We start from the raw sequence: 20,317 nt of genomic DNA on the forward strand, positions 1-20,317 counted from the left end.
TTTTTCGTTCTCGACTTATCGTAACGAGGCGAGGGAAGCCCTCTAGTCGATAGGGAGCTGAAGGTAGACAAGTAGAAGAGTTCAGTCTGGTGTATATTTCCTAATTTTAATAGAAATGATTGTTTACGAGGGGTGTTCCTAATTTGGGTAATGTTGTGCTAAATCGAAGTATGTCGGAAATTAGTAAAATGAAAAGTTATTACAGCGGACAGTTAAGCGACAAACTTCCCCCAGGGAGTGTGTTTGCTGCTAAAACGGCAGGCTGCATGATAACAGCATATAAATCAGGGAAGGTTTTATTCCAAGGGAATGATTGTGTGGCAGAAGCAGGCAAATGGGGAGAGGCAGAAGCTAAAAAGCCCTCATCTTCTTCGAAGGCTGGAGCTCCAAAGGGGAATCTTCCTGATGGATTTAGTCAACTATCGGTAATCGGCTCCGATGAAGTTGGTACCGGTGACTTTTTCGGCCCCATCACTGTTGTTGCAGCCTATGTAAGAAAAGAAGATATTCCGTTATTAAAAGAACTCGGCGTGAAAGATTCAAAGGATCTGAAGGATGAAAAAATCATAGCCATTGCCAAAGATATAAAAACTATAATTCCATTTAGTCTTTTAACATTAAAAAACGAGAAGTATAATCAGCTGCAGCAATCTGGTATGTCACAGGGAAAAATGAAAGCCATTTTGCATAATCAAGCGATTTTGAATGTATTGGAAAAAATCGCTCCCGTTAAACCCGAGGCGATTTTAATTGATCAATTTGTTCAATCTAGCACCTATTATCAACATGTAAAAACCCAGAAAGCTGTTGCTCGGGAAAATGTTTATTTTAGCACGAAAGCGGAAGGGGTTCATCTCGCAGTTGCCGCTGCTTCCATTCTCGCCCGCTATGCCTTTGTCCAATATATTGATCAGCTAGGTGAAAGTGCCGGCTTTAAGATACCAAAAGGGGCGGGGTCACAGGTGGATGAGGCTGCTGCGAAACTGATTTTGAAAAAGGGACGGGACGTCCTGCCTCAGTATGTAAAGCTTCATTTTGCTAACACCGATAAAGCTGTGGCGATTGTTAATAAGAAGCGGAAATGATTATACCGTGGCGGTTCGTAGTATGGGCTTTCGTAACGGTTTCTGTGATTGAGAAGGGGTTCATGAGGACTATTTTTTCGATTTTCTCGGGTGAATCGACCTCATGAGCCCTTCATGAGGACTACTTTTCCGATTTTCTCGGGTGACTCGACCTCATGAGCCCTTCATGAGTACTACTTTTCCGATTTTCTCGGATGAATCGACCTCATGAACCCTTCATGAGTACTACTTTTCCGATTTTCTCGGATGAATCGACCTCATCAGCCCTTCATGAGGTCCACTTTTCCGATTTCCCCGAATGAATCGACCTCATCAGCCCTTCATGAGGATCAATTTGCTAATTTTTTCTATGTAGCCTGACTTCATAAACCAAAAAAAACACTTTGGACCCAATTGTCCAAAGTGTTTTTCTATCTAACTTATCCTCTTAAAACAGCCCCAGCCTGTTCCTTCAAGGCTTCTAGTACTTGATTGTGAACCTTTGTTACTTCTTCATCTGTTAAGGTGCGCTCTGGATCAAGATATTTCAATGAGAATGCAATGGATTTTTTCCCTTCCTCCATACGATCTCCTTCGTATAAGTCAAAAACAGAGACTTCCTTAAGAAGCTTTCCACCAACGCTCTGAATGATATCCTTCAATGCTCCGGAAACTGTTTCTTTATCAACAACAAGAGCAATATCTCTTGAAATCGATGGGAAACGAGGAATCGCTTCATATCTAAGTGGTTCAGTTCCTTCTTCAAGCACTGCTTGCAATGAAAGCTCGAACACATACGTGTCTTTTAAATCAAGTTCTTTTTGCATGGTTGGATGCACCTGACCAATGAACCCAATTCGCTTACCGCTCAAGTGAATTTCGGCTGTTCTGCCAGGATGCAAGTGCTCCACCTTTGCCTGCACATATGTTACTTGATCGGCAAAACCTAACTTCGTAAACATGCCATCTAAAATACCTTTTAACACATAGAAATCTACAGCCTTTTTCTCACCTTGCCATGAATGGTTATGCCATAATCCTGTGATGGCACCTGCTAAATGTTCTTGTTCTTCTGGTAACACTTCATTACCATTTGCTAAAAATACTGCACCCGTTTCATAAACACCAATGCTGTCACTTTGACGGGCGCTATTGTATTTTAAAACTTCCAGCAATTGCGGCAGGATGCTTAAGCGGAGAATGCTGCGGTCTTCACTCATCGGCATTGCCAGACGGATGAAATCGCCCTTCTCTAATGCAAATTGTGCAGCTTTTTCTTCATTTGTTAATGAATAGGTTACAGCTTGGTAAAGACCTGCACCTTCTAAGTACTGGCGAACAACACGACGTTTTTCTTGGTATGCCGATAACTTACCAGGTGTTGTTGAACCGATTGGCAGGGTTTTTGGAATGTTGTCGTAGCCATAAATACGCGCAACTTCTTCAATCAAGTCTTCTTCGATTTTGATGTCACCACGTCGTGTTGGTGCTGTCACAGTGATTACATCCTCCTCAATGCTAGTCTTAAATTGAAGACGATCAAAAATATCCTTTACATCCTGAACCGCTAATTCCGTACCGATTACACGATTAATTTTTTCCAAGCTGATTGAGACAACCGCTGGTTCGATGGTAAGTGTATCGACTTCAGCTGTACCCTCAAGAACTTCACCATTTGCATACATTGCCATTAGATAAGCTGCGCGCTCACCTGCAACACGTACACGATTAGGATCGACTCCCTTTTCAAAACGGGCACTTGCTTCACTTCTTAATCCATGGTCTTTAGAGGCAGTTCTCACAGTACCGCCGTTGAAATAGGCAGCTTCTAACAGAACAGTAGTTGTGTCTGAGTTTACTTCTGAATTAGCACCACCCATTACACCCGCTAACGCAACCGGCTCGGTTCCATTTGTAATCACGAGATGGGAAGACTTTAACGTACGTTCCGCATCGTCCAATGTGGTGAATTTTTCTCCATCCTGTGCACGGCGGACAAGGATTTCTTTTGACCCTAAGCGATTGTAATCAAATGCATGGAGCGGTTGACCATATTCTAATAAAATGTAGTTCGTAATATCAACGACATTATTATGCGGACGAATGCCAGCAGCCATAAGACGTGTTTGCATCCACATCGGTGCAGGCCCGATTTTTACATTTTTAATCACTTTGGCAGCGTATAGAGGATTATCCTCATTTGCCTCAACTTTGATAGTGATATAATCTGTTGCTTTTTCAGTAGTAGGCTGCAGGTTGATTTCCGGAAGCTTTACGTCTCTGCCAAGAATGGCAGCCACTTCATAGGCCACACCAAGCATGCTTAAGCAATCTGCACGATTAGGTGTCAAACTTAATTCTAGAACTTCATCGTCTCTATTTAACAGTTCAAGGGCATTTACGCCGACTTCTGCATCTTGCGGGTAAACAAATATTCCTTCTGAATACTCCTTTGGAACAATTTTAGCTTCCATACCTAACTCTGTAAGCGAGCAAATCATTCCATTTGACTCTTCCCCACGAAGCTTTGCGCGTTTAATTTTAAAATTGCCTGGTAGAACGGCACCAACTGTAGCTACGGCAACTTTCTGTCCTTGGGCCACATTAGGCGCACCGCAAATGATTTGAACCGGTGCTTCTTGACCGATATCAACAAGACATTTGCTTAACTTATCAGCATTTGGATGCTGCTCACGTTCAAGAACATGGCCGACAACCACTCCTTTAATACCTTCGTTAAGGACTTCTACACCCTCAACTTCTATTCCACTTTTCGTAATTTTTTCTGCTAGTTCAGTTGCAGTTACTCCGGATAAATCTATATAATCCTGGAGCCATTTATATGAAACAAACATGATATGCTCCTCCTCTTATTCGTGTTTAGAAAATTGTTTTAAGAAACGTACATCATTTGTATAGAAATGACGGATATCATCGACACCGTATTTCAACATCGCAATCCGCTCTGGTCCCATTCCGAATGCAAAACCGGTATATTTTTTCGAGTCATATCCAGCCATTTCAAGAACATTTGGATGTACCATACCTGCTCCAAGAATTTCAATCCAGCCTGTCTTTTTACAAACGCTGCAGCCTTTTCCACCGCAAACTTTACAAGAAATATCCATTTCGACAGAAGGCTCTGTGAATGGGAAAAAGCTTGGGCGTAAACGGATTTCCCGGTCTTCACCAAACATCTTCTTGGCAAACAAATCTAATGTCCCTTTAAGGTCACTCATACGAATGTTTTCGCCAACAACAAGGCCTTCAATTTGCATGAACTGGTGAGAGTGTGTTGCATCATCATTATCACGTCGATACACTTTACCTGGGCAAATGATCTTGATCGGCCCTTTGCCTTGGTTTTTCTCCATTGTCCGAGCCTGTACTGGCGAGGTATGAGTACGAAGAAGGATATCTTCAGTAATATAGAAGGAGTCCTGCATATCTCTTGCCGGATGTCCCTTCGGTAAATTCAGCGCTTCAAAGTTATAGTAATCCTGTTCTACTTCAGGACCTTCGGCAACTTGATAGCCCATGCCAATAAATAAATCTTCAATTTCCTCAATGATCCTTGTGAGGGGATGATGGTTGCCCACTTTTACCGGTCGTCCCGGGAGAGTTACATCAATCGATTCAGATGCTAATTTTTCTAAAACAACGGCTTCTTCAAGCTCACTTTGTTTTGTTTCGATTACCATGGCAATGGATTCTCGAACTTCATTTGCCAGAGCTCCCATGATCGGGCGCTCTTCTGCTGAAAGCTTGCCCATACCGCGCAGCACTTCGGTGATTGGACCCTTTTTGCCTAAATAAGCAACGCGAATGTCATTCAATTCTTTTAAGCTGGAAGACTGGTCAACTTTTTGAAGAGCTTCCTGCTGCAATTCTTTTAATCTTTCTTGCATTACATTTCCTCCTTAAATTCAAATCATTATAAAAATCAATCGAATGAAACTAAAAGGCGGAAGCGCCCGTTTAGCGACGTATGGACTGGAGCGCTCCGCATGAGATAAAGGAAACACGAAGAGCGTTAGCGATTCGATGTTGACTTATCGTAAGGAGGAGAGCGAAGTCCACTAGTCGCTGGGCGCTGGAGCTGGATTCAGATAACTATTAAGTAATCCATACTAAATTTTTTTTAGTTTCCTAAACCACAAAAAAACCCCATCCCTGGAAAGGGACGAGGTTTATAGTCGCGGTACCACCCTTGTAAACACTATGTTAAAACACAAATGTTCGCTTCATTCGGATAACGGCATATGCCGATGCATCTTTACACACGAAAAAGGTCATCTTTTTTCTTTGTGGTCCCGATGCCAACTCAGGAGGTGAACTTCTCATGTCTGGATCCATAAAAGTGCTTTCAGTCGCGGCACTTTCTCCCTAAATGGTATTTGACAGGATACTTTTCTCCATCATCGTTTTTGATTTTATTAATATTGTTAGTAATTATATAATAATTTTCTTGTGGTTTCAAATTAAGTATCGCCTATTTTTTAAAATAATATAATAGGATCCCGGTTGCAACTGCAACATTTAATGATTCACTTTTCCCATAAATCGGAATATAAAGGTTTCTAGTGGTCTTGGCAAGGATATCCTTACTAACGCCATTTCCCTCGTTCCCCACGATTAATCCAAACGCATCCGAAGGCTGTGTTTCTGTATAGATTATGCCATTTTCAAGCGCTGTTCCATAGACAGGAATGTTTTTATCCTTTAGTTTTTCCACCCAATCATTTAGGTCCCCTCTAATGATTGGAAGGTGAAAATGACTCCCCTGTGCAGATCTGAGTACTTTTGAGTTGAAAATATCGACACTGCCGCGGCCGACAATGACAGCATCAATTCCGGCAGCATCAGCTGTCCGAATCATCGTTCCTAAGTTTCCTGGATCCTGTACGGCATCAAGGAGCAGATAGGTTTTTGCATCCGTTACTTCGCTTTCTAGTTGACGGCACACAGCATATATCCCCTGAGGTGTTTCTGTATCTGACAATGCGTTGGCTATTTCTTCGGTAACAATCGTTACCGAAGAAACCCCGGTATCCCAGCGGGGCGGCAAACCAACTTGCTCTGAGACGATAATTTCTACAATTTGCTCACCCTGTCTTATTGCTTCTTCAACTAAATGAAAACCCTCAACCAAAAACGTACCCGACCGATCGCGTTCTTTTTTTGTTAAAAGTTTTTTCCATTGCTTAACCTGCGGATTATTTATTGACTGAATATGCTTCAAATTTTTTCTCCTTTAATTGCTATGTATTTTCTAATTATAGCCCAATTTTAATACATAATAAAACTTAAAATAGAAATGATAATAAGGAAAAGCTGACAAAAAGGAGTGTGTGATGATGAACTTGAATTTGCGCAATGCTGTCATTCACAATGTTTCAGGCAATACACAGGAACAATTAGAAGATACAATTGTTGATGCCATTCAAAATGGTGAGGAAAAAATGCTCCCTGGTCTTGGTGTTTTATTTGAGGTTATTTGGAAAAACTCATCAGAGCAAGAGAAAAAGGAAATGCTTGAAGCTCTTGAAAATGGACTAAAGTAAAGAACCCGCTAGCGCTGCTGACTAACCAGCAGCTTTTTTTCATTGGTCTGTTGATTGGAGCTCCAGTCACTTCGCTTTCCGCGGGCAGTCCGGGAGCCTCCTCGTCGCTTCGCTCCTGCGGGGTCTCCCGTGACTTGCTCTTCCCGCAGGACATTGAATATGCTTCCTTGAATATGCACCGCACGAAGGAAATGCGGTAGCATTTTCGAGGAGTTCTACGTGCCTTCCGCTCCAATCAACAGAATATACTTAATAAACAATGTCCTTTAACATATTTTCATTAAAAAACCTCGGCAAGTGATTGCACACGCCGAGGTTTTTGCCTTATTCAAATGTTATTTTATCAACGGTTTCACGGTCCAAGCGCTTGATGACCTCGACGATTAATTTTACTGCATTTTCATAATCATCACGGTGAAGCATTGCCGCGTGTGAATGAATATAGCGAGTTGCAATGGTAATAGCCAAGGAAGGAACACCATCATGCGCCAAATGCATAGGACCCGCGTCTGTGCCGCCGCCAGGGATCACATCGAATTGATAAGGAATACCCAATTCATCTGCAAGGTTAGTGATATAATCACGTAAGCCTTTATGCGCCACAAGCGTTGCATCATAGAGAATGATTTGTGGACCTTTCCCCATTTTACTCATCGCTTCTTTTTCAGAAATACCAGGAGTATCACCAGCGATACCTACATCGACTGCAAAACCGATATCCGGATTAATTTTACTGGCTGAGGTTTGAGCACCGCGAGAGCCAATTTCCTCTTGGATTGTTCCCACCCCGTAAACCTCGTTCGGATGATCGGCACCCTTTAATTGTTTCATAACATCAATAGCAATCGCGCAGCCTATCCTGTTATCCCATGCTTTAGCCAACAGCATTTTCTCATTGTTCATAACAGTGAACTCAAAATATGGTACAGCCATATCACCAGGGAGGACGCCCCACTCCATTGCTTCCTCACGGCTTGATGCGCCAATATCAATAAACATATCTTTAATTTCTACTGGTTTCTTACGGGCCTCAGCCGATAGGATGTGTGGCGGTTTAGAACCGATAACCCCAATTAGATCACCTTTTTTCGTTACCACTGTTACTCGTTGGGCAAGCAAAACCTGTGACCACCAGCCGCCAACGGGCTGAAAACGGAGGAAGCCCTTTTCATCAATTTGAGTAATCATAAAGCCCACTTCATCCAGGTGACCGGCAATCATAATTCTTGGTCCGCCTTCTTTACCTGTCTTCTTAGCAATTAAACTGCCAAGTCCATCTGTTGTTACTTCATCCGCATAGGGTGCTATGTATTTTGTCATGACCTCTCGTACTTCTCGTTCGTTGCCGGGAATCCCTTTGGCATCGGTTAAATCCTTTAACATCGTTAACGTTTCATCTAATTTCGCCATTGCTTTGCCCCCAATTATGTATGTACGGTTTGAGTCTTATTATACTGAAAATAATCATATTTTTCAGCTAATAATTATTTTGTTGTCTCTGATAATTTACTTCATTTTTATCAAAATATGCCTGTTCCATTTCTTCGTACGTTATTCCAAGCAGCATTGCAAGCTGTAAATACCCCTCAAATAACGCAATATAATCCGTTTCACTCCTCGTCATTTGAAAACGAAGCACACGTTCATTTATCAAAAGGAATTGGTCAGTCACACTTAATGGCGTTGGAGCCGCGTTAATCAAAAACTTGCGCTTGTGAAAATCACATTCGATTCCTAACGATAGGATAAAGTGGACACCATCTACAAATTCTTCTAGAATCACTTGTTTTTCAGAAGGCGGCTTGACACTCCAAAATTTAAAACAGCGAGTTTCATTTGCAAGTTCACCCATTTCAACTAACAGTGCAAGCACCTTACGATTAAATAAATCTTCTTCCTGTAACCCATGTTTTTTTTCAATATGCTGATCCAAGGCTAGTTGCATGGTAAATAGTTTTTCAAGCTGCATTTATTGATCACTCCCTTGATTAAAATTATATCAAATCAGCAAAAGGATGAAACCTTTTTCGAACTGTATCGTATATAAGGAAAATAGCTAAATGGAGGTAGAACCATGGTTTGGCTTCTCCGCATAGTAATATTATTTATGATTTTCTTCATTCTTTATTTAGTTATTCGAACGATTTTTACTCCAAATCGAAAAATTGAAACAGCAAGAAAACATAAACGTTTTCTACTTCTAGATAACGATGATGTAGTAAAGAATTTTCAACTCACTTACAATGGTGCTGTGTTTACAGGAGAAAAATATTTAGGGACAGCACACAACACCATAGATGTTGTATCAATTACGATTTGGCCACAATCTACCACATCCCTAAAAGGACTAAGTAAGGATGACTTTTACTTCATTGAGAAAAAGATACTTGAGAAATATCCAGTTGCGGAAATCAATTGGAAAAGCCCGATACACGAATTTTTGCAACAAAAATAGCCGCTTGATGAGCGGCTTTTTCATGTGGCTTTAAAAAACTCTCTCCACTTAATGGTATTATGTTTTTCCCTCAGCAGGTAAACCAGAGCGGTTAATACCAGCAGGAAAAGGATTACTATCGATGGAGTAAAATAGCTAATATATTCTCCGAAGCCAGTGTAGAATATAGCAATTGGCATATTTGTCAGCAGCGAAGCTTTCATGTAGTCTTTAAAAAGCGGAGTTTTTTGCTTGAGGCAAAAACTCAATAAATGATAATGTACAAAAGGTATAAGTCTAAGAATAGCAATCTGACCTACCGCAAGATTTCGATACTCTCCAAACCAGCGAACCTTAATCTTAACCAAACGCTCCTGGGTTTTCGGCATGCGGTCAATAAAGACATAGAAAAAAAGGCTAACCCCCATTAAACCCACGACAGAGTATAACGTTCCCCACAAGGTCCCAAACAGAACCCCACCTGAAATCAAGACAACTGGTACAGGAATAAATAAAAACGACCGAAGCAAGTGAAAGAGGATGAACGCCAGCGGAGCAAAAACACCTCCTGCTTCCATAAGCACCAACAGCAACGACATATCCTCATTCATTTAACAAACCTCCTGGATGTTAAACTACTTTGTTAGTTAAGCATATAAATCAAGCCAAGCTGTTATGCCAACTCGACTAAAAAATAGCTAAAAAGAACGATTTCTGCGATTGCAAGTAATGGAAATCCTACTTTAAACGAAAAGTGTTTTGTTTTGTGGCGATAAAGCCTCATTCCTGCGGTTGTACCCACAGCTCCGCCAAATAAAGCTACTAGCCACAAAGTCCTTTCACTAATTCGATACTGGCGCTTTATTGCTCGACTTTTATCTACCTTCATAACCAATAGGCCAATAATGTTCATTATTAAATAAAATACTGCTAAAGTCTGAATATCCATTTTAAAATCCCCTTAAGAAAAGCCATTCTCGATTGTGAGAATGGCTTTTAGTAAATGTCCAGCTTCAGCGCCTATGCGCTTTGCTATTAATTGTTGTTTTGTTGTTTTGCAACGTTTGCTAATTCAGCAAATGCGTTTGCATCACTTACTGCTAATTCAGCAAGCATTTTGCGGTTTACTTCGATACCAGCAAGCTTTAATCCGTGCATTAAACGGCTATAAGAAAGACCATTCATACGAGCTGCTGCGTTAATACGAGTAATCCAAAGTTTACGGAAGTCGCGCTTTTTCTGGCGACGATCGCGGTATGAGTACATTAATGATTTCATAACCTGTTGGTTAGCTACTTTGTATAATGTATGTTTTGAACCATAATAACCTTTTGCTAATTTAAGAACCTTTTTACGACGCTTGCGCGTAACTGTACCGCCTTTAACACGTGGCATAAATTTTTCCTCCTATATCAATCGTTAACGATTATTTAAGATTTGTTAATAAGAAACGGATGCGCTTGAAATCTCCTTTAGAAACAAGAGATGCTTTACGATGCTTACGCTTTGCTTTTGTAGATTTGTTTGCAAATAAGTGGCTAGTATAAGCGTGAGAACGCTTCAGCTTACCAGAACCAGTCTTTTTGAAACGCTTTGCAGCGCCGCGGTGAGTTTTCATTTTTGGCATTGGGATAGTCCTCCTTATTACTTTTCAGTTTTAGGTGCTAGAACGAGGAACATACTCCGTCCATCCATTTTTGGATAAGACTCGATAGTCGAAACTTCCTTGCACTCTAGAGCAAAACGGTCTAACACTCGTTGACCGATTTCTTTATGGGTAATCGCCCGACCCTTAAAACGGATTGAAGCTTTTACTTTGTCGCCTTTTTCCAAGAACTTAATAGCATTACGAAGTTTTGTATTAAAGTCATGCTCATCGATCGTTGGGCTTAGACGAACTTCTTTAGTAGTAATGATTTTTTGATTCTTGCGAGCCTCTTTTTCTTTCTTTTGAGCCTCGAATTTATATTTGCCATAGTCCATAATTCGGGCTACCGGAGGCTTTGCATTTGGTGCTACTAGTACCACATCAAGATTCACTCTTCCGGCAATCTCAAGCGCTTCAAATTTGGTTTTGATCCCCAATTGTTCGCCGTTTTGATCAATCAGGCGAAGTTCGCGTGCGCGAATGCCCTCATTTAACAACATGTCTTTGCTAATAATTAGCCACCTCCAAGGATTTTCACGAATACAACCTCCGGGTCAAGATACACTTACTAATTGACACATATGTTGAATCGGCAAGTATTGAAAACTTTGTTTTTACAAATAAAAAAAGTGCGGATGCATACACCCACACTTTACAGAACATAAGTAATAAAACAAAAAGTTCACGTAAACCTGCCAACTGCCAATCGCGTCAATCAGGTGAGAAGCGGGTGCTTCTTCTTTTCCCTTGTATTTTGTATTCAGTTTTCACTTAAGTAACTATACCATAAGGTAAGACATGATGTCAAACAGCTATTTTCTTTGACAACGAAGATTAGTTTACCAAGAATTTATCAATAATTCAATAGTAATTTTTTTCTTTTCAAAAAAATAAAAAGGGAGGAGATCCTCCCTCTATTGAAATTAGCCTTTTTCTACTTCTGCTTTAATTGCAGATAGAAACTTTGAAAATGGCTCTGTTACTGACTTTTGCTCACCATATTTACGTACGTTTACGGCCATATCTTCCACTTCCTTGTCACCGACAACAAGCATATATGGAATTTTTTGCATTTGTGCTTCTCTTATTTTATAACCGATTTTTTCATCACGGCTATCAATATCAACACGGAAGCCCTCATTTTGAAGCTGTTCCTTCACTTGTAGCGCATAGTCTAAATGGGCTCCAGGTGAAACAGGAATGACCTGAACCTGAACTGGAGCAAGCCATGTTGGAAATGCCCCTTTGTATTCTTCAATTAAGAAGGCCACAAAGCGTTCCATAGTAGAAACAACGCCACGGTGAATAACGACTGGACGGTGTTGTTTTCCATCTTCACCGACATATGTTAAATCAAATCTTTCCGGCAGCAAGAAGTCTAATTGAACAGTAGAAAGAGTTTCTTCCTTGCCTAAAGCTGTTTTCACTTGAACATCCAGCTTAGGACCGTAGAAAGCTGCTTCACCTTCTGCCTCGTAATAATCGAGGCCTAGGTCATCCATCGCATCCTTCAACATAGCCTGCGCTTTTTCCCACATGGCGTCATCGTCAAAATACTTTTCTGTATCTTGCGGATCACGGTAAGAAAGACGGAAACTATAGTCATTAAGATTAAAGTCTTTATATACAGCTAACACAAGGTTAACAACCCGCTTGAATTCATCTTTAATTTGGTCAGGACGAACAAAGATATGAGCGTCATTTAATGTCATTCCGCGAACACGCTGCAGTCCTGATAGCGCACCGGACATCTCATAACGGTGCTGATTACCAAGCTCTGCAATTCGTATTGGAAGCTCGCGATAGCTATGAATACTGTTCTTATAAATCATCATATGATGCGGGCAGTTCATTGGACGTAATACCAGTTGTTCATTATCCAAATCCATTATCGGGAACATATCATCTTTATAGTGATCCCAGTGACCAGATGTTTTATATAAATCAACACTGCCCATGATTGGTGTGTATACATGGTCATAACCAAGACGCTGTTCTTTGTCAACGATATAACGCTCAATCACGCGCCGGATTGTTGCCCCTTTTGGAAGCCATAACGGTAATCCTTGTCCTACTAATTGGTTAGTAGTAAAGAGGCTCAATTCTTTACCAATTTTTCGATGGTCACGCTCTTTCGCCTCTTCAAGCAAGCGTAGATGCTCTGCCAAATCCTCTTTTTTGAAGAAAGCAGTTCCATAGATACGCTGGAGCATTTTATTTTTGCTATCTCCACGCCAGTATGCACCAGCAATGCTCAACAGTTTAAATTCTTTAATCTTTCCAGTTGATGGTACATGAACACCACGGCAAAGATCGAAAAATTCCCCTTGCTCATAAATTGTTACTGTTTCTTCATCTGGAATCGCTTCAATTAGTTCAAGTTTATAAGGGTCTCCAGCCTCTTTAAATAGCTGTACTGCTTCCGCACGGCTTACTTCCTTGCGTACAATCTCAAGGTTTTCATTAACGACTTTCGCCATTTCTTTTTCAATTTTTACTAGGTCATCTGGGGAAATTGATTCATCCAGGTCGATGTCGTAGTAAAAGCCGCCTTCGATGACAGGACCCACACCAAGATTCACATTTGGATAAAGTCTTTTGACTGCCTGTGCCATTAAATGTGCTGTGCTATGACGCAGGATTTCTAATGCATCCTTTGAATCAGGGACGACAATTTCTATTGATCCGTCTTCAAGGATTGGACGGCGAAGATCATATTGTTGACCGTTCCATTTACCAGCAATTGCCTTTTTCTTTAAGCCTGGGCTAATGGATGCGGCAATATCTTCCGTTGTTGTTCCAACTGGGAACTCCTTCACTGCTCCATCTGGAAACGAAATTTTAACAACCTCTGACATGGCAATTCCTCCTTTTAGTTAAGCGTTTTTGTAAAAATCGCTTTTTAAAAAATAAAAAAACCCGTCCCTGGAAAAGGGACGAGTTTGATAAACACGTGGTTCCACCCAATTTTTCATTTTTATATAAATTAAAAATGACTTTAGGACATGGTAACGGTTGTAGCCGTCAGCAATTACTTACTACATAAATGTAGCGTTCACTACCGAAGTTTAAAGGTGGTAAGTAAATGTCCGTGCTAGGAGGCTTTCAGCCAGGTCCTCCCTCTCTGGTAACCGTAACAATGTACTGTTGTCCTTATCATTACTGCTGCAAAATATATTATTATATGTAGGTATTATAAAAGCTATATTTTGAAAAATCAAGGGACATTTACTCCATAATAATAATTAATTCAAGAATTTAGGCCCCGTTTTCATTTGCAGCAGTTTTCTGTTGTACTTCTGCCTGTGTATTACGCAATCCTTCATAAGCTTTAATTGTCACTCTCTCTTCGAAAATATTTTTTATCGTTCGAACGAGCGGCGCTTCACGATCATTTGTATAAAGAAGGATGGATGTTGGTGCAATCGATAACAATGGAGCAATTGAGGCAGAATCGACATATATTGGATGATTAAATAATAACCTTCGGTCAATCATCTTTGTTAACTCACCACGCTTTATTTCATCAAATTGTTCATTATAAAAAGTAATTTCCTCATCAAATAATAAATGGAGAGTTTCTATTTTAGGCTCACGGTTCGTTAAAAACTCCCGAAGTGTTTGGACAAACATTTGGTACTCCTGCTCCATTTTATATTCATCAATCGAAATCTCCACATAGCTTTCAAGCATTTGCAGATAGGGACGGAGGCGAAATTTATAAAATGAATCAAAAGAAAACGTCACATGATTAAGAAAGACTTCGTCAACTGCCTGTTTTATTTTTGGCTCTTCATTATTTTCCTTTAAAAATATTGCAAGTTCCTCTCTCTGGCCTTCAAGAACGGAATAGATAATCTCAATGATTTGTTGTTGTTCTTCTGGATCCTCATAAAAATAACGCTCTTTCAACATCTCTCGAAACCAATCATCACGCTTAATTTTAATGATAAACTCATAAAATGCCGTTTTTACATTATCAAATGCTGCAACAGTTAAACCGTTATCAATAATTTTTACTATATGTCGATCTTCTATAAGAAGAATATCTTGATCATTCGGATTTTCTCGCAAACACTCCAGCAAGTGGGAATAAAACCGTTTCGCATCCAGCTTGCTTTGGAAGATGATTTCTGCCAACCAAATCCCCCCTATCAGCCAATTTCTCTGTTTTACTATTTATATGGGGGACTTGGCCAAAATAGAAGTTAAGCTATGCTTGCTTTTTCATTATTGCGAAAAAAAATACGAGGACTACCGAAAATAATCGGTAGTCCTCGCTTTTCAATATTGGTTAGTGTCGGCGGTTTGGCCCATCTACTTTGACAGGCTCACTTAAACTCCTAATTCTTTCCATGATTCTGCGGGCTTTCATTTTTTCTTCTTCTCCACGCTGGCTATATGTTAAGTGATGCTCCAACCCCTGAAAGTCAAAATTCGATGTAAAAAAGGTGGGCAGCTTTTCGAGCATCCGGAACTGGAGTACAGGTCCCAAAATTTCATCCCTTGTCCAGCTTGAAACAGCTTCTGCACCGATATCATCCAGCATTAATATCTGTTCTTTCTTTAAGGCTTCCAGTTTGTCATTTAATGTAGAGTCGCCAATTGCACTTTTCATTTCACGGAGAAGCTCCGGAACATAGACAATCATCGATGAGATTTGCTTTTTTGCTAACTCATTTGCAATCGCACCTAGCAGGTATGACTTTCCAACACCAAATTTACCATAAAGGTATAAACCTTTTGGCTTTAAGCCTGCCTCATAATTCATTAGAAATGTGGCAGCCTGATCTCCCGCTTCAAGTCTTCCAGTATCACCCTCGAAGTCCTCAAAGGTTGCTTCAAGGATATCTCTAGGAACGTAAAGGCTTTTAATCAGCTTTTGGTTCTTTTTCTTTTCATCAGCCATGATTTTTTTAGGGCAGCGTTTATAAACCAAATCAATCGAGTTTCGGGTTAATACCAATTCGGGGTGATATCCCTTCATGTAATTAATGCATTCCTCAAGACTTGGACAGCGGTCACAATTCTTGCTTTGCTGGGTATATTCATAAAGCTTAGTCATACTTTTATCAATTAAAGCTTGGTTCACCTCGTCCTGGTGTTTTGCTAAAAAGGCGATAATATCAGGATGCTTTAATATATCAGCACGCTGTTGCTGATACCGTTTCTGAAAGTCCTCACTTGAGGCTAACCGCTTTAAGGTTCTGTTTATTTTTTCCAATCTGATCACCACCTATTTTCTAAAGGCCTTTAACTTTTCTTCCATCGCACGCTTTTTTTCTTCAACCGCTGTGTTGTTTTTATTAGAAACATCTTTAACTACTTCCTTAGAATTATCTTCAAACCAATCAGGTAAAACCTCTGTTCGAATCGGCTTGCCTTTAGAAGTTCTTCCGGATGTTTTTCTAGATTCGACGCTAGCGCTGGTACGAACTTCTTCCCTGGCGAGTTCCATTGCCGCTTTCACTGTCTTAATTTCCTTCCGGGCCCAATGACTAGCAATTTTCTCAACAAATCCTTTTGTAAATTTCATATTATTTTTTTTCATTACAAAATCAACCAATACATTTACTACACCGGGTAATAGCTTATACTTTATCATGACTTCTTCTAATATCTTCAAGTCGGATTCAGCAGCTTCTGCGCCTCCCGATAGGCTTTTAAATACTTCAAGCGGAGAAGTAGTTTCATAATACCTGATTAACTCTTCTTCCTGAGTTTTAGGCTCAGAAAATTGCACCTGATGAATTACTGGCTGTGTACGGGTAATGAGGCTTGGAAGCTGATCATAATTCACAAATTGATACCAATCACGCGCACCTTTTCTCAGGTCTTCAATGTTAATTTCATCATTCTCATCAAGTGCGCCGAGAATGAAATTTTTCATTTCTATCGGATTAATATTATAAAGAAAGGCAAGATTGCTAATAATTTCTTTTACCCTTTTGGTTAATGCCTTTTTAGGGACTAACGATTCGTTTAACCCGCTCATTAACAAATCAAAATCAAAGGTATCAGGATTGACTTGAATTAGTTTTTGTTCCTGCCTGCCGATAAACTGCAGATTCTCTTCCGTATCTAAATCTCCAGAATTGTCATGCATATACTGAAGACTGCCAGGTGTTGCAGATTCAAACACATCCTGAAAGGCTCTTGTGACATCACGGTAATCCTCTTCCTTCGGCCTCTCCTGGTCACTAAAAAATCGTTTTAGTCTGGCAAAGTGACTTTTTCCAACTTTTCGATAAAGATAAATATTTAACATTCCATCTAGGAAAAATTGCTGTGGATTTAATGGGGGGTGGAGCTCATAAATAAATGACCTCCCCCCTTCCTCTGTCTTCACATAGGTTTTTAATAAACCAATGCCTTCAAGCTTTAATCGGGCTTCATGGATATCTTTTAAATTGATCCCTAACAAATTCATTAAGATATGATGGGAGGAAGATTCAGACCAAAGTCTATTCTCCTCGAGCTCTGCCCAGAGTGTCATATACAAACTAAAACAGGCTGAGCCAATCAAGGGCTGATATAAAAACGTCAGCACTTTGCGATCGTACTCATGCAGCAATCCACTTGCCGAAACCGTATAACGGTCAATTGGAATCAATTCTTGCCAATGCTGCGCCATATACCATTCAGTCCCCTTTCAATTAAGAAAAATAAGAGCCAAAGATTGCTTTAGCTCTTAAGATTTTCCTTCTTTATCAGTTCCTTTAATTCATCGATAAATACATTTATATCTTTAAATTGACGGTAAACAGAAGCAAAGCGTACATAGGCGACTTCATCTACATGCGCAAGCCTGTCCATCACCATTTCACCCACCAATTCACTTTTTATCTCAGAGATTCCCTGACTTCGAAGTTCCTTTTCTACTCCTTGAGTAATATCTTCAAGCTCCTTTAAAGCTACCGGGCGTTTTTCACAGGCTTTAATTAAGCCCCGCAGTATTTTGTCGCGGCTGAATTCTTCCCTGGTACCTTCCTTTTTTACGACAATGAGAGGGATTTCTTCAATCTTTTCAAAAGTCGTAAAGCGATATCCGCATTCTTCGCATTCCCGCCTTCTGCGAGTAGCCCGCCCCTCATCTACAGGTCGGGAATCTAGCACACGGGTACCATAATTTTGACAAGAAGGGCATTTCACGGCTGATCAGCTCCTAATATCCATAAAAACAATTAGCTTATGTATTCTAATAATATCTTATTAAAAAGAACGCGGTAACACAAGAGAACAATCACATGTTTTTAATTGGCTTAACAAGAGTATGCAATTGATCAATACGCTCATAGAGAGAGAGAATTCTCTTTCTTAACGTTGGATAAATACCAACTGGCGAAAATTTATCAGAAGAAATAGTAAAGTCAACAGCCGTTTCCATTGCTCTTACAGAAACAATCGTTACAATGACAAAACAAGGGAATGGTTTATTCATTTCAACAGCGATTTCACCGCGTTCTTTTGAAATAGTCGTGATACGGCAGTCCGCATCCTGTCTGAGCAACTCCTCAACAGATTGAAATAATTTGTCAAATGTTGCCTTATAATAATGTGTTTTCAGTGAATTATCCTTATGTCGATCAGTTGTCTCTAGATGTTTATTAAAACGGATAAATAAATCTCCTAAGATAGCCATGATGTTCTTTCCTCCTACGATTTCATTACAATTAGTTTACTTCTTTTCGTTGAGAATATTAAAAAGAGGTGTATATTAATTATACACCTCTGGCCTAGTCATTTTTCAATTTTTTATGATTAAAGAACTTTTGCTTGTTTAACGTGAACTGGACCCATTCCACGCGGAATTTCAATATTTTCACGTGTTTGTGCATTTAAGGCTTCTGCAATGTAATCCGCTGCGACATTAGGATTTAAATCTCCGCATGTATACACGTCGATACTCGCATATCCATGTTCAGGAAAGCTATGAATGGTTAAGTGTGATTCAGAAATAATTACAACACCGCTAACGCCCTGTGGTGCAAATTTATGAAATGCTACCTCGCGAATCTCCGCACCTGATTTTAATGCTGCCTCTACAAACGTTTGCTCAATAAAGTTCATATCATTTAATTTTTCAAAGTCGCATCCCCATAATTCTGAGATTACATGACGTCCCATTGTTTCCATATTCATTTTTCCCCCTTTAACCTTTTAGTTTCATTCTTGAAATCTGAGTTATTGACGGTACCTGGTAATTACCACGGGGGAAAGTTAGTCCAAAGAGGTCCTAACCCTTTAAGTAATTAATCGCTACCTAATTTCAAGAAGTTCACGATGACTAGTATACTTTGTTTATATTTTTTTTGCAACCTATCAATATAAAATTTTTTTACTAACTTTGCTATCAAAATATTGGGAGGAAGATTTTTTCAGCTTCCCGCAGAAATTACTCGCAAATTTCAAGTTATTTTATGCTCAAGAGTCGGACTTGCTACTTTTTCAAGCAAAAAAAAGAGCTGCTTTTGACAGCTCTTCCTGACCTAGCTAACTTTTACCTGATTAGACTTTCCCAAGGCATGCGCCACATATAACGTGAGATTGACCACACGAGAGGAGTAGCCCCACTCATTATCATACCAAGCTAGTACTTTTACTTTTCTATTCCCCATTACCATCGTGGAAAGACCATCGATAATGGCAGAATGCGGATTGGTGTTAAAATCTACTGATACAAGAGGTTCCATTGTGAAATCCATAATCCCTTTTAATGGCCCATTCTTTGCATCGATAAAGGCTTGGTTAATATCATCCACTGTTACGTCCTGGTTTAAATCCACCACCAAATCCACCAAGGATACATTTGGTGTCGGTACACGCAGTGACATCCCATGCAATTTACCCTTTAAATGCGGTAAAACAAGCGAGAGTGCCTTCGCAGCCCCAGTTGTTGTTGGAATGATAGATTGTCCACAGGCACGTGCTCTGCGCAGATCTTTATGCGGATTATCAATATTATTTTGATCATTTGTATAGGAATGAATCGTTGTCATTAACCCGTTATCAATTCCGAACTTTTCATCCAGCACTTTTGCCACAGGAGCAAGACAATTAGTCGTGCATGATGCATTTGAAATCACATCATGTTTTGTAATATCGAGCATTTCCTCATTCACGCCCATCACAATTGTTACATCTTCATTTTTGCCTGGAGCTGATAAAATAACCTTCCTTGCACCTGCATCTAAGTGAAGACTCGCTTTATCACGAGAGTTGAATTTTCCTGTCGCTTCAATCACGACATCAATATTTAACTCTTTCCAAGGAAGTTGTTCTGGATTTCGATTATTTAATAGTTTTACCCTTTTCCCGTTTACAATTAACTCATGGTCTAAAGCAATGACATCTCCTTTAAACGGCCCATGACTTGTATCATATTTTATTAAGTGGGCTAATGTTTCCGCAGGATAGCTTGCATTTATAGCAACAATCTCTAATTTATTTTCAAGGATTGCCTGTCTAAAAACCATCCTACCAATTCTCCCAAAACCATTAATTGCAATTCTCGCTTTCATTTCACGGCCCCTTCCGTATAAACGTTATACTGTTTAACAGATTAATTGTAATTAGTATAACATAATTACCGAAAAATGCGATAAAT

General features: G+C 39.9%; 21 protein-coding genes and 1 other annotated feature. Of the genes, 3 read left to right on the forward strand and 18 right to left on the reverse strand.

Annotation, left to right across the window (positions count from 1 at the left end; all coding sequences use genetic code 11):
* Positions 1-143: 143 nt before the first annotated feature.
* Positions 144-1,085 carry a ribonuclease HIII gene (gene rnhC, locus NSS81_RS05460; RefSeq protein WP_342432528.1) on the forward strand — a complete coding sequence of 314 codons (942 nt, stop codon included), beginning with the start codon at positions 144-146 and terminating at the stop codon, positions 1,083-1,085.
* Between the two features lie 419 nt (positions 1,086-1,504).
* On the opposite strand, the gene pheT is transcribed toward rnhC, so the two are convergent.
* The 3 genes from pheT to NSS81_RS05475 form a co-directional block, all read right to left on the reverse strand.
* The gene (gene pheT, locus NSS81_RS05465; RefSeq protein WP_342432529.1) at positions 1,505-3,919 is read right to left on the reverse strand and encodes a phenylalanine--tRNA ligase subunit beta; all 2,415 of its coding nucleotides are present in this window, start codon (positions 3,917-3,919) and stop codon (positions 1,505-1,507) included.
* Positions 3,920-3,934: 15 nt separating this feature from the next.
* Positions 3,935-4,972: a phenylalanine--tRNA ligase subunit alpha gene (gene pheS / locus NSS81_RS05470; RefSeq protein WP_342432530.1), complete on the reverse strand. Its 1,038-nt coding sequence runs from the start codon at positions 4,970-4,972 to the stop codon at positions 3,935-3,937.
* A gap of 584 nt (positions 4,973-5,556) precedes the next feature.
* Positions 5,557-6,306, reverse strand: a complete 750-nt coding sequence (locus tag NSS81_RS05475) for an RNA methyltransferase (protein WP_342432531.1) — start codon at positions 6,304-6,306, stop codon at positions 5,557-5,559.
* Positions 6,307-6,421: 115 nt separating this feature from the next.
* On the opposite strand from NSS81_RS05475, the gene sspI reads away from it, so the two are divergent.
* Entirely contained in the window at positions 6,422-6,628 is a 207-nt protein-coding gene (sspI, locus tag NSS81_RS05480) for a small acid-soluble spore protein SspI (RefSeq protein ID WP_342433942.1), read from the forward strand.
* Between the two features lie 324 nt (positions 6,629-6,952).
* Here the strand turns inward: sspI and NSS81_RS05485 are convergent, their stop codons facing one another.
* Positions 6,953-8,038 (reverse strand): M42 family metallopeptidase, encoded by a 1,086-nt coding sequence (locus tag NSS81_RS05485; protein WP_342432532.1) that lies wholly within the window; start codon positions 8,036-8,038, stop codon positions 6,953-6,955.
* 67 nt (positions 8,039-8,105) lie between these two features.
* Positions 8,106-8,597, reverse strand: a complete 492-nt coding sequence (locus NSS81_RS05490; RefSeq protein WP_342432533.1) for a dUTP diphosphatase — start codon at positions 8,595-8,597, stop codon at positions 8,106-8,108.
* 105 nt (positions 8,598-8,702) lie between these two features.
* On the opposite strand from NSS81_RS05490, the gene NSS81_RS05495 reads away from it, so the two are divergent.
* The gene (locus tag NSS81_RS05495; protein WP_342432534.1) at positions 8,703-9,083 is read left to right on the forward strand and encodes a sigma-w pathway protein ysdB; all 381 of its coding nucleotides are present in this window, start codon (positions 8,703-8,705) and stop codon (positions 9,081-9,083) included.
* 20 nt (positions 9,084-9,103) lie between these two features.
* Here the strand turns inward: NSS81_RS05495 and NSS81_RS05500 are convergent, their stop codons facing one another.
* The 13 genes from NSS81_RS05500 to NSS81_RS05560 all read right to left on the reverse strand — a co-directional run bounded on the left by NSS81_RS05500 (position 9,104) and on the right by NSS81_RS05560 (position 20,231).
* A complete protein-coding gene (locus NSS81_RS05500) occupies positions 9,104-9,673 on the reverse strand; it encodes a VTT domain-containing protein (RefSeq protein ID WP_342432535.1) in 570 nt (189 codons plus the stop codon).
* A 62-nt stretch (positions 9,674-9,735) separates the two neighbouring features.
* Positions 9,736-10,011, reverse strand: a complete 276-nt coding sequence (locus NSS81_RS05505; RefSeq protein WP_342432536.1) for a DUF1294 domain-containing protein — start codon at positions 10,009-10,011, stop codon at positions 9,736-9,738.
* A gap of 86 nt (positions 10,012-10,097) precedes the next feature.
* Positions 10,098-10,457 (reverse strand): 50S ribosomal protein L20, encoded by a 360-nt coding sequence (gene rplT / locus NSS81_RS05510; protein ID WP_342432537.1) that lies wholly within the window; start codon positions 10,455-10,457, stop codon positions 10,098-10,100.
* 31 nt (positions 10,458-10,488) lie between these two features.
* Positions 10,489-10,689 (reverse strand): 50S ribosomal protein L35, encoded by a 201-nt coding sequence (gene rpmI, locus NSS81_RS05515; RefSeq protein WP_132093041.1) that lies wholly within the window; start codon positions 10,687-10,689, stop codon positions 10,489-10,491.
* 17 nt (positions 10,690-10,706) lie between these two features.
* Positions 10,707-11,210 carry a translation initiation factor IF-3 gene (infC, locus tag NSS81_RS05520; RefSeq protein ID WP_342432538.1) on the reverse strand — a complete coding sequence of 168 codons (504 nt, stop codon included), beginning with the start codon at positions 11,208-11,210 and terminating at the stop codon, positions 10,707-10,709.
* 117 nt (positions 11,211-11,327) lie between these two features.
* Positions 11,328-11,458, reverse strand: a sequence feature (ribosomal protein L20 leader region).
* A gap of 175 nt (positions 11,459-11,633) precedes the next feature.
* Positions 11,634-13,568 carry a threonine--tRNA ligase gene (gene thrS / locus NSS81_RS05525; protein ID WP_342432539.1) on the reverse strand — a complete coding sequence of 645 codons (1,935 nt, stop codon included), beginning with the start codon at positions 13,566-13,568 and terminating at the stop codon, positions 11,634-11,636.
* Positions 13,569-13,968: 400 nt separating this feature from the next.
* Positions 13,969-14,850, reverse strand: a complete 882-nt coding sequence (locus NSS81_RS05530) for a putative sporulation protein YtxC (protein ID WP_342432540.1) — start codon at positions 14,848-14,850, stop codon at positions 13,969-13,971.
* Between the two features lie 154 nt (positions 14,851-15,004).
* A complete protein-coding gene (gene dnaI, locus NSS81_RS05535) occupies positions 15,005-15,934 on the reverse strand; it encodes a primosomal protein DnaI (RefSeq protein WP_342432541.1) in 930 nt (309 codons plus the stop codon).
* A gap of 12 nt (positions 15,935-15,946) precedes the next feature.
* Entirely contained in the window at positions 15,947-17,344 is a 1,398-nt protein-coding gene (locus NSS81_RS05540; protein WP_342432542.1) for a replication initiation and membrane attachment family protein, read from the reverse strand.
* Positions 17,345-17,394: 50 nt separating this feature from the next.
* Positions 17,395-17,862 (reverse strand): transcriptional regulator NrdR, encoded by a 468-nt coding sequence (gene nrdR / locus NSS81_RS05545; RefSeq protein ID WP_342432543.1) that lies wholly within the window; start codon positions 17,860-17,862, stop codon positions 17,395-17,397.
* Positions 17,863-17,953: 91 nt separating this feature from the next.
* Complete coding sequence (locus tag NSS81_RS05550) at positions 17,954-18,352, reverse strand: hypothetical protein (RefSeq protein WP_342432544.1); 399 nt, start codon at positions 18,350-18,352, stop codon at positions 17,954-17,956.
* A gap of 119 nt (positions 18,353-18,471) precedes the next feature.
* A complete protein-coding gene (gene speD / locus NSS81_RS05555) occupies positions 18,472-18,846 on the reverse strand; it encodes an adenosylmethionine decarboxylase (RefSeq protein ID WP_045523562.1) in 375 nt (124 codons plus the stop codon).
* A gap of 353 nt (positions 18,847-19,199) precedes the next feature.
* Complete coding sequence (locus NSS81_RS05560; protein WP_342432545.1) at positions 19,200-20,231, reverse strand: glyceraldehyde-3-phosphate dehydrogenase; 1,032 nt, start codon at positions 20,229-20,231, stop codon at positions 19,200-19,202.
* Positions 20,232-20,317: the final 86 nt, after the last annotated feature.

It is taken from the genome of Neobacillus sp. FSL H8-0543 (assembly GCF_038592905.1).
Lineage (GTDB): Bacteria > Bacillota > Bacilli > Bacillales > Cytobacillaceae > Neobacillus.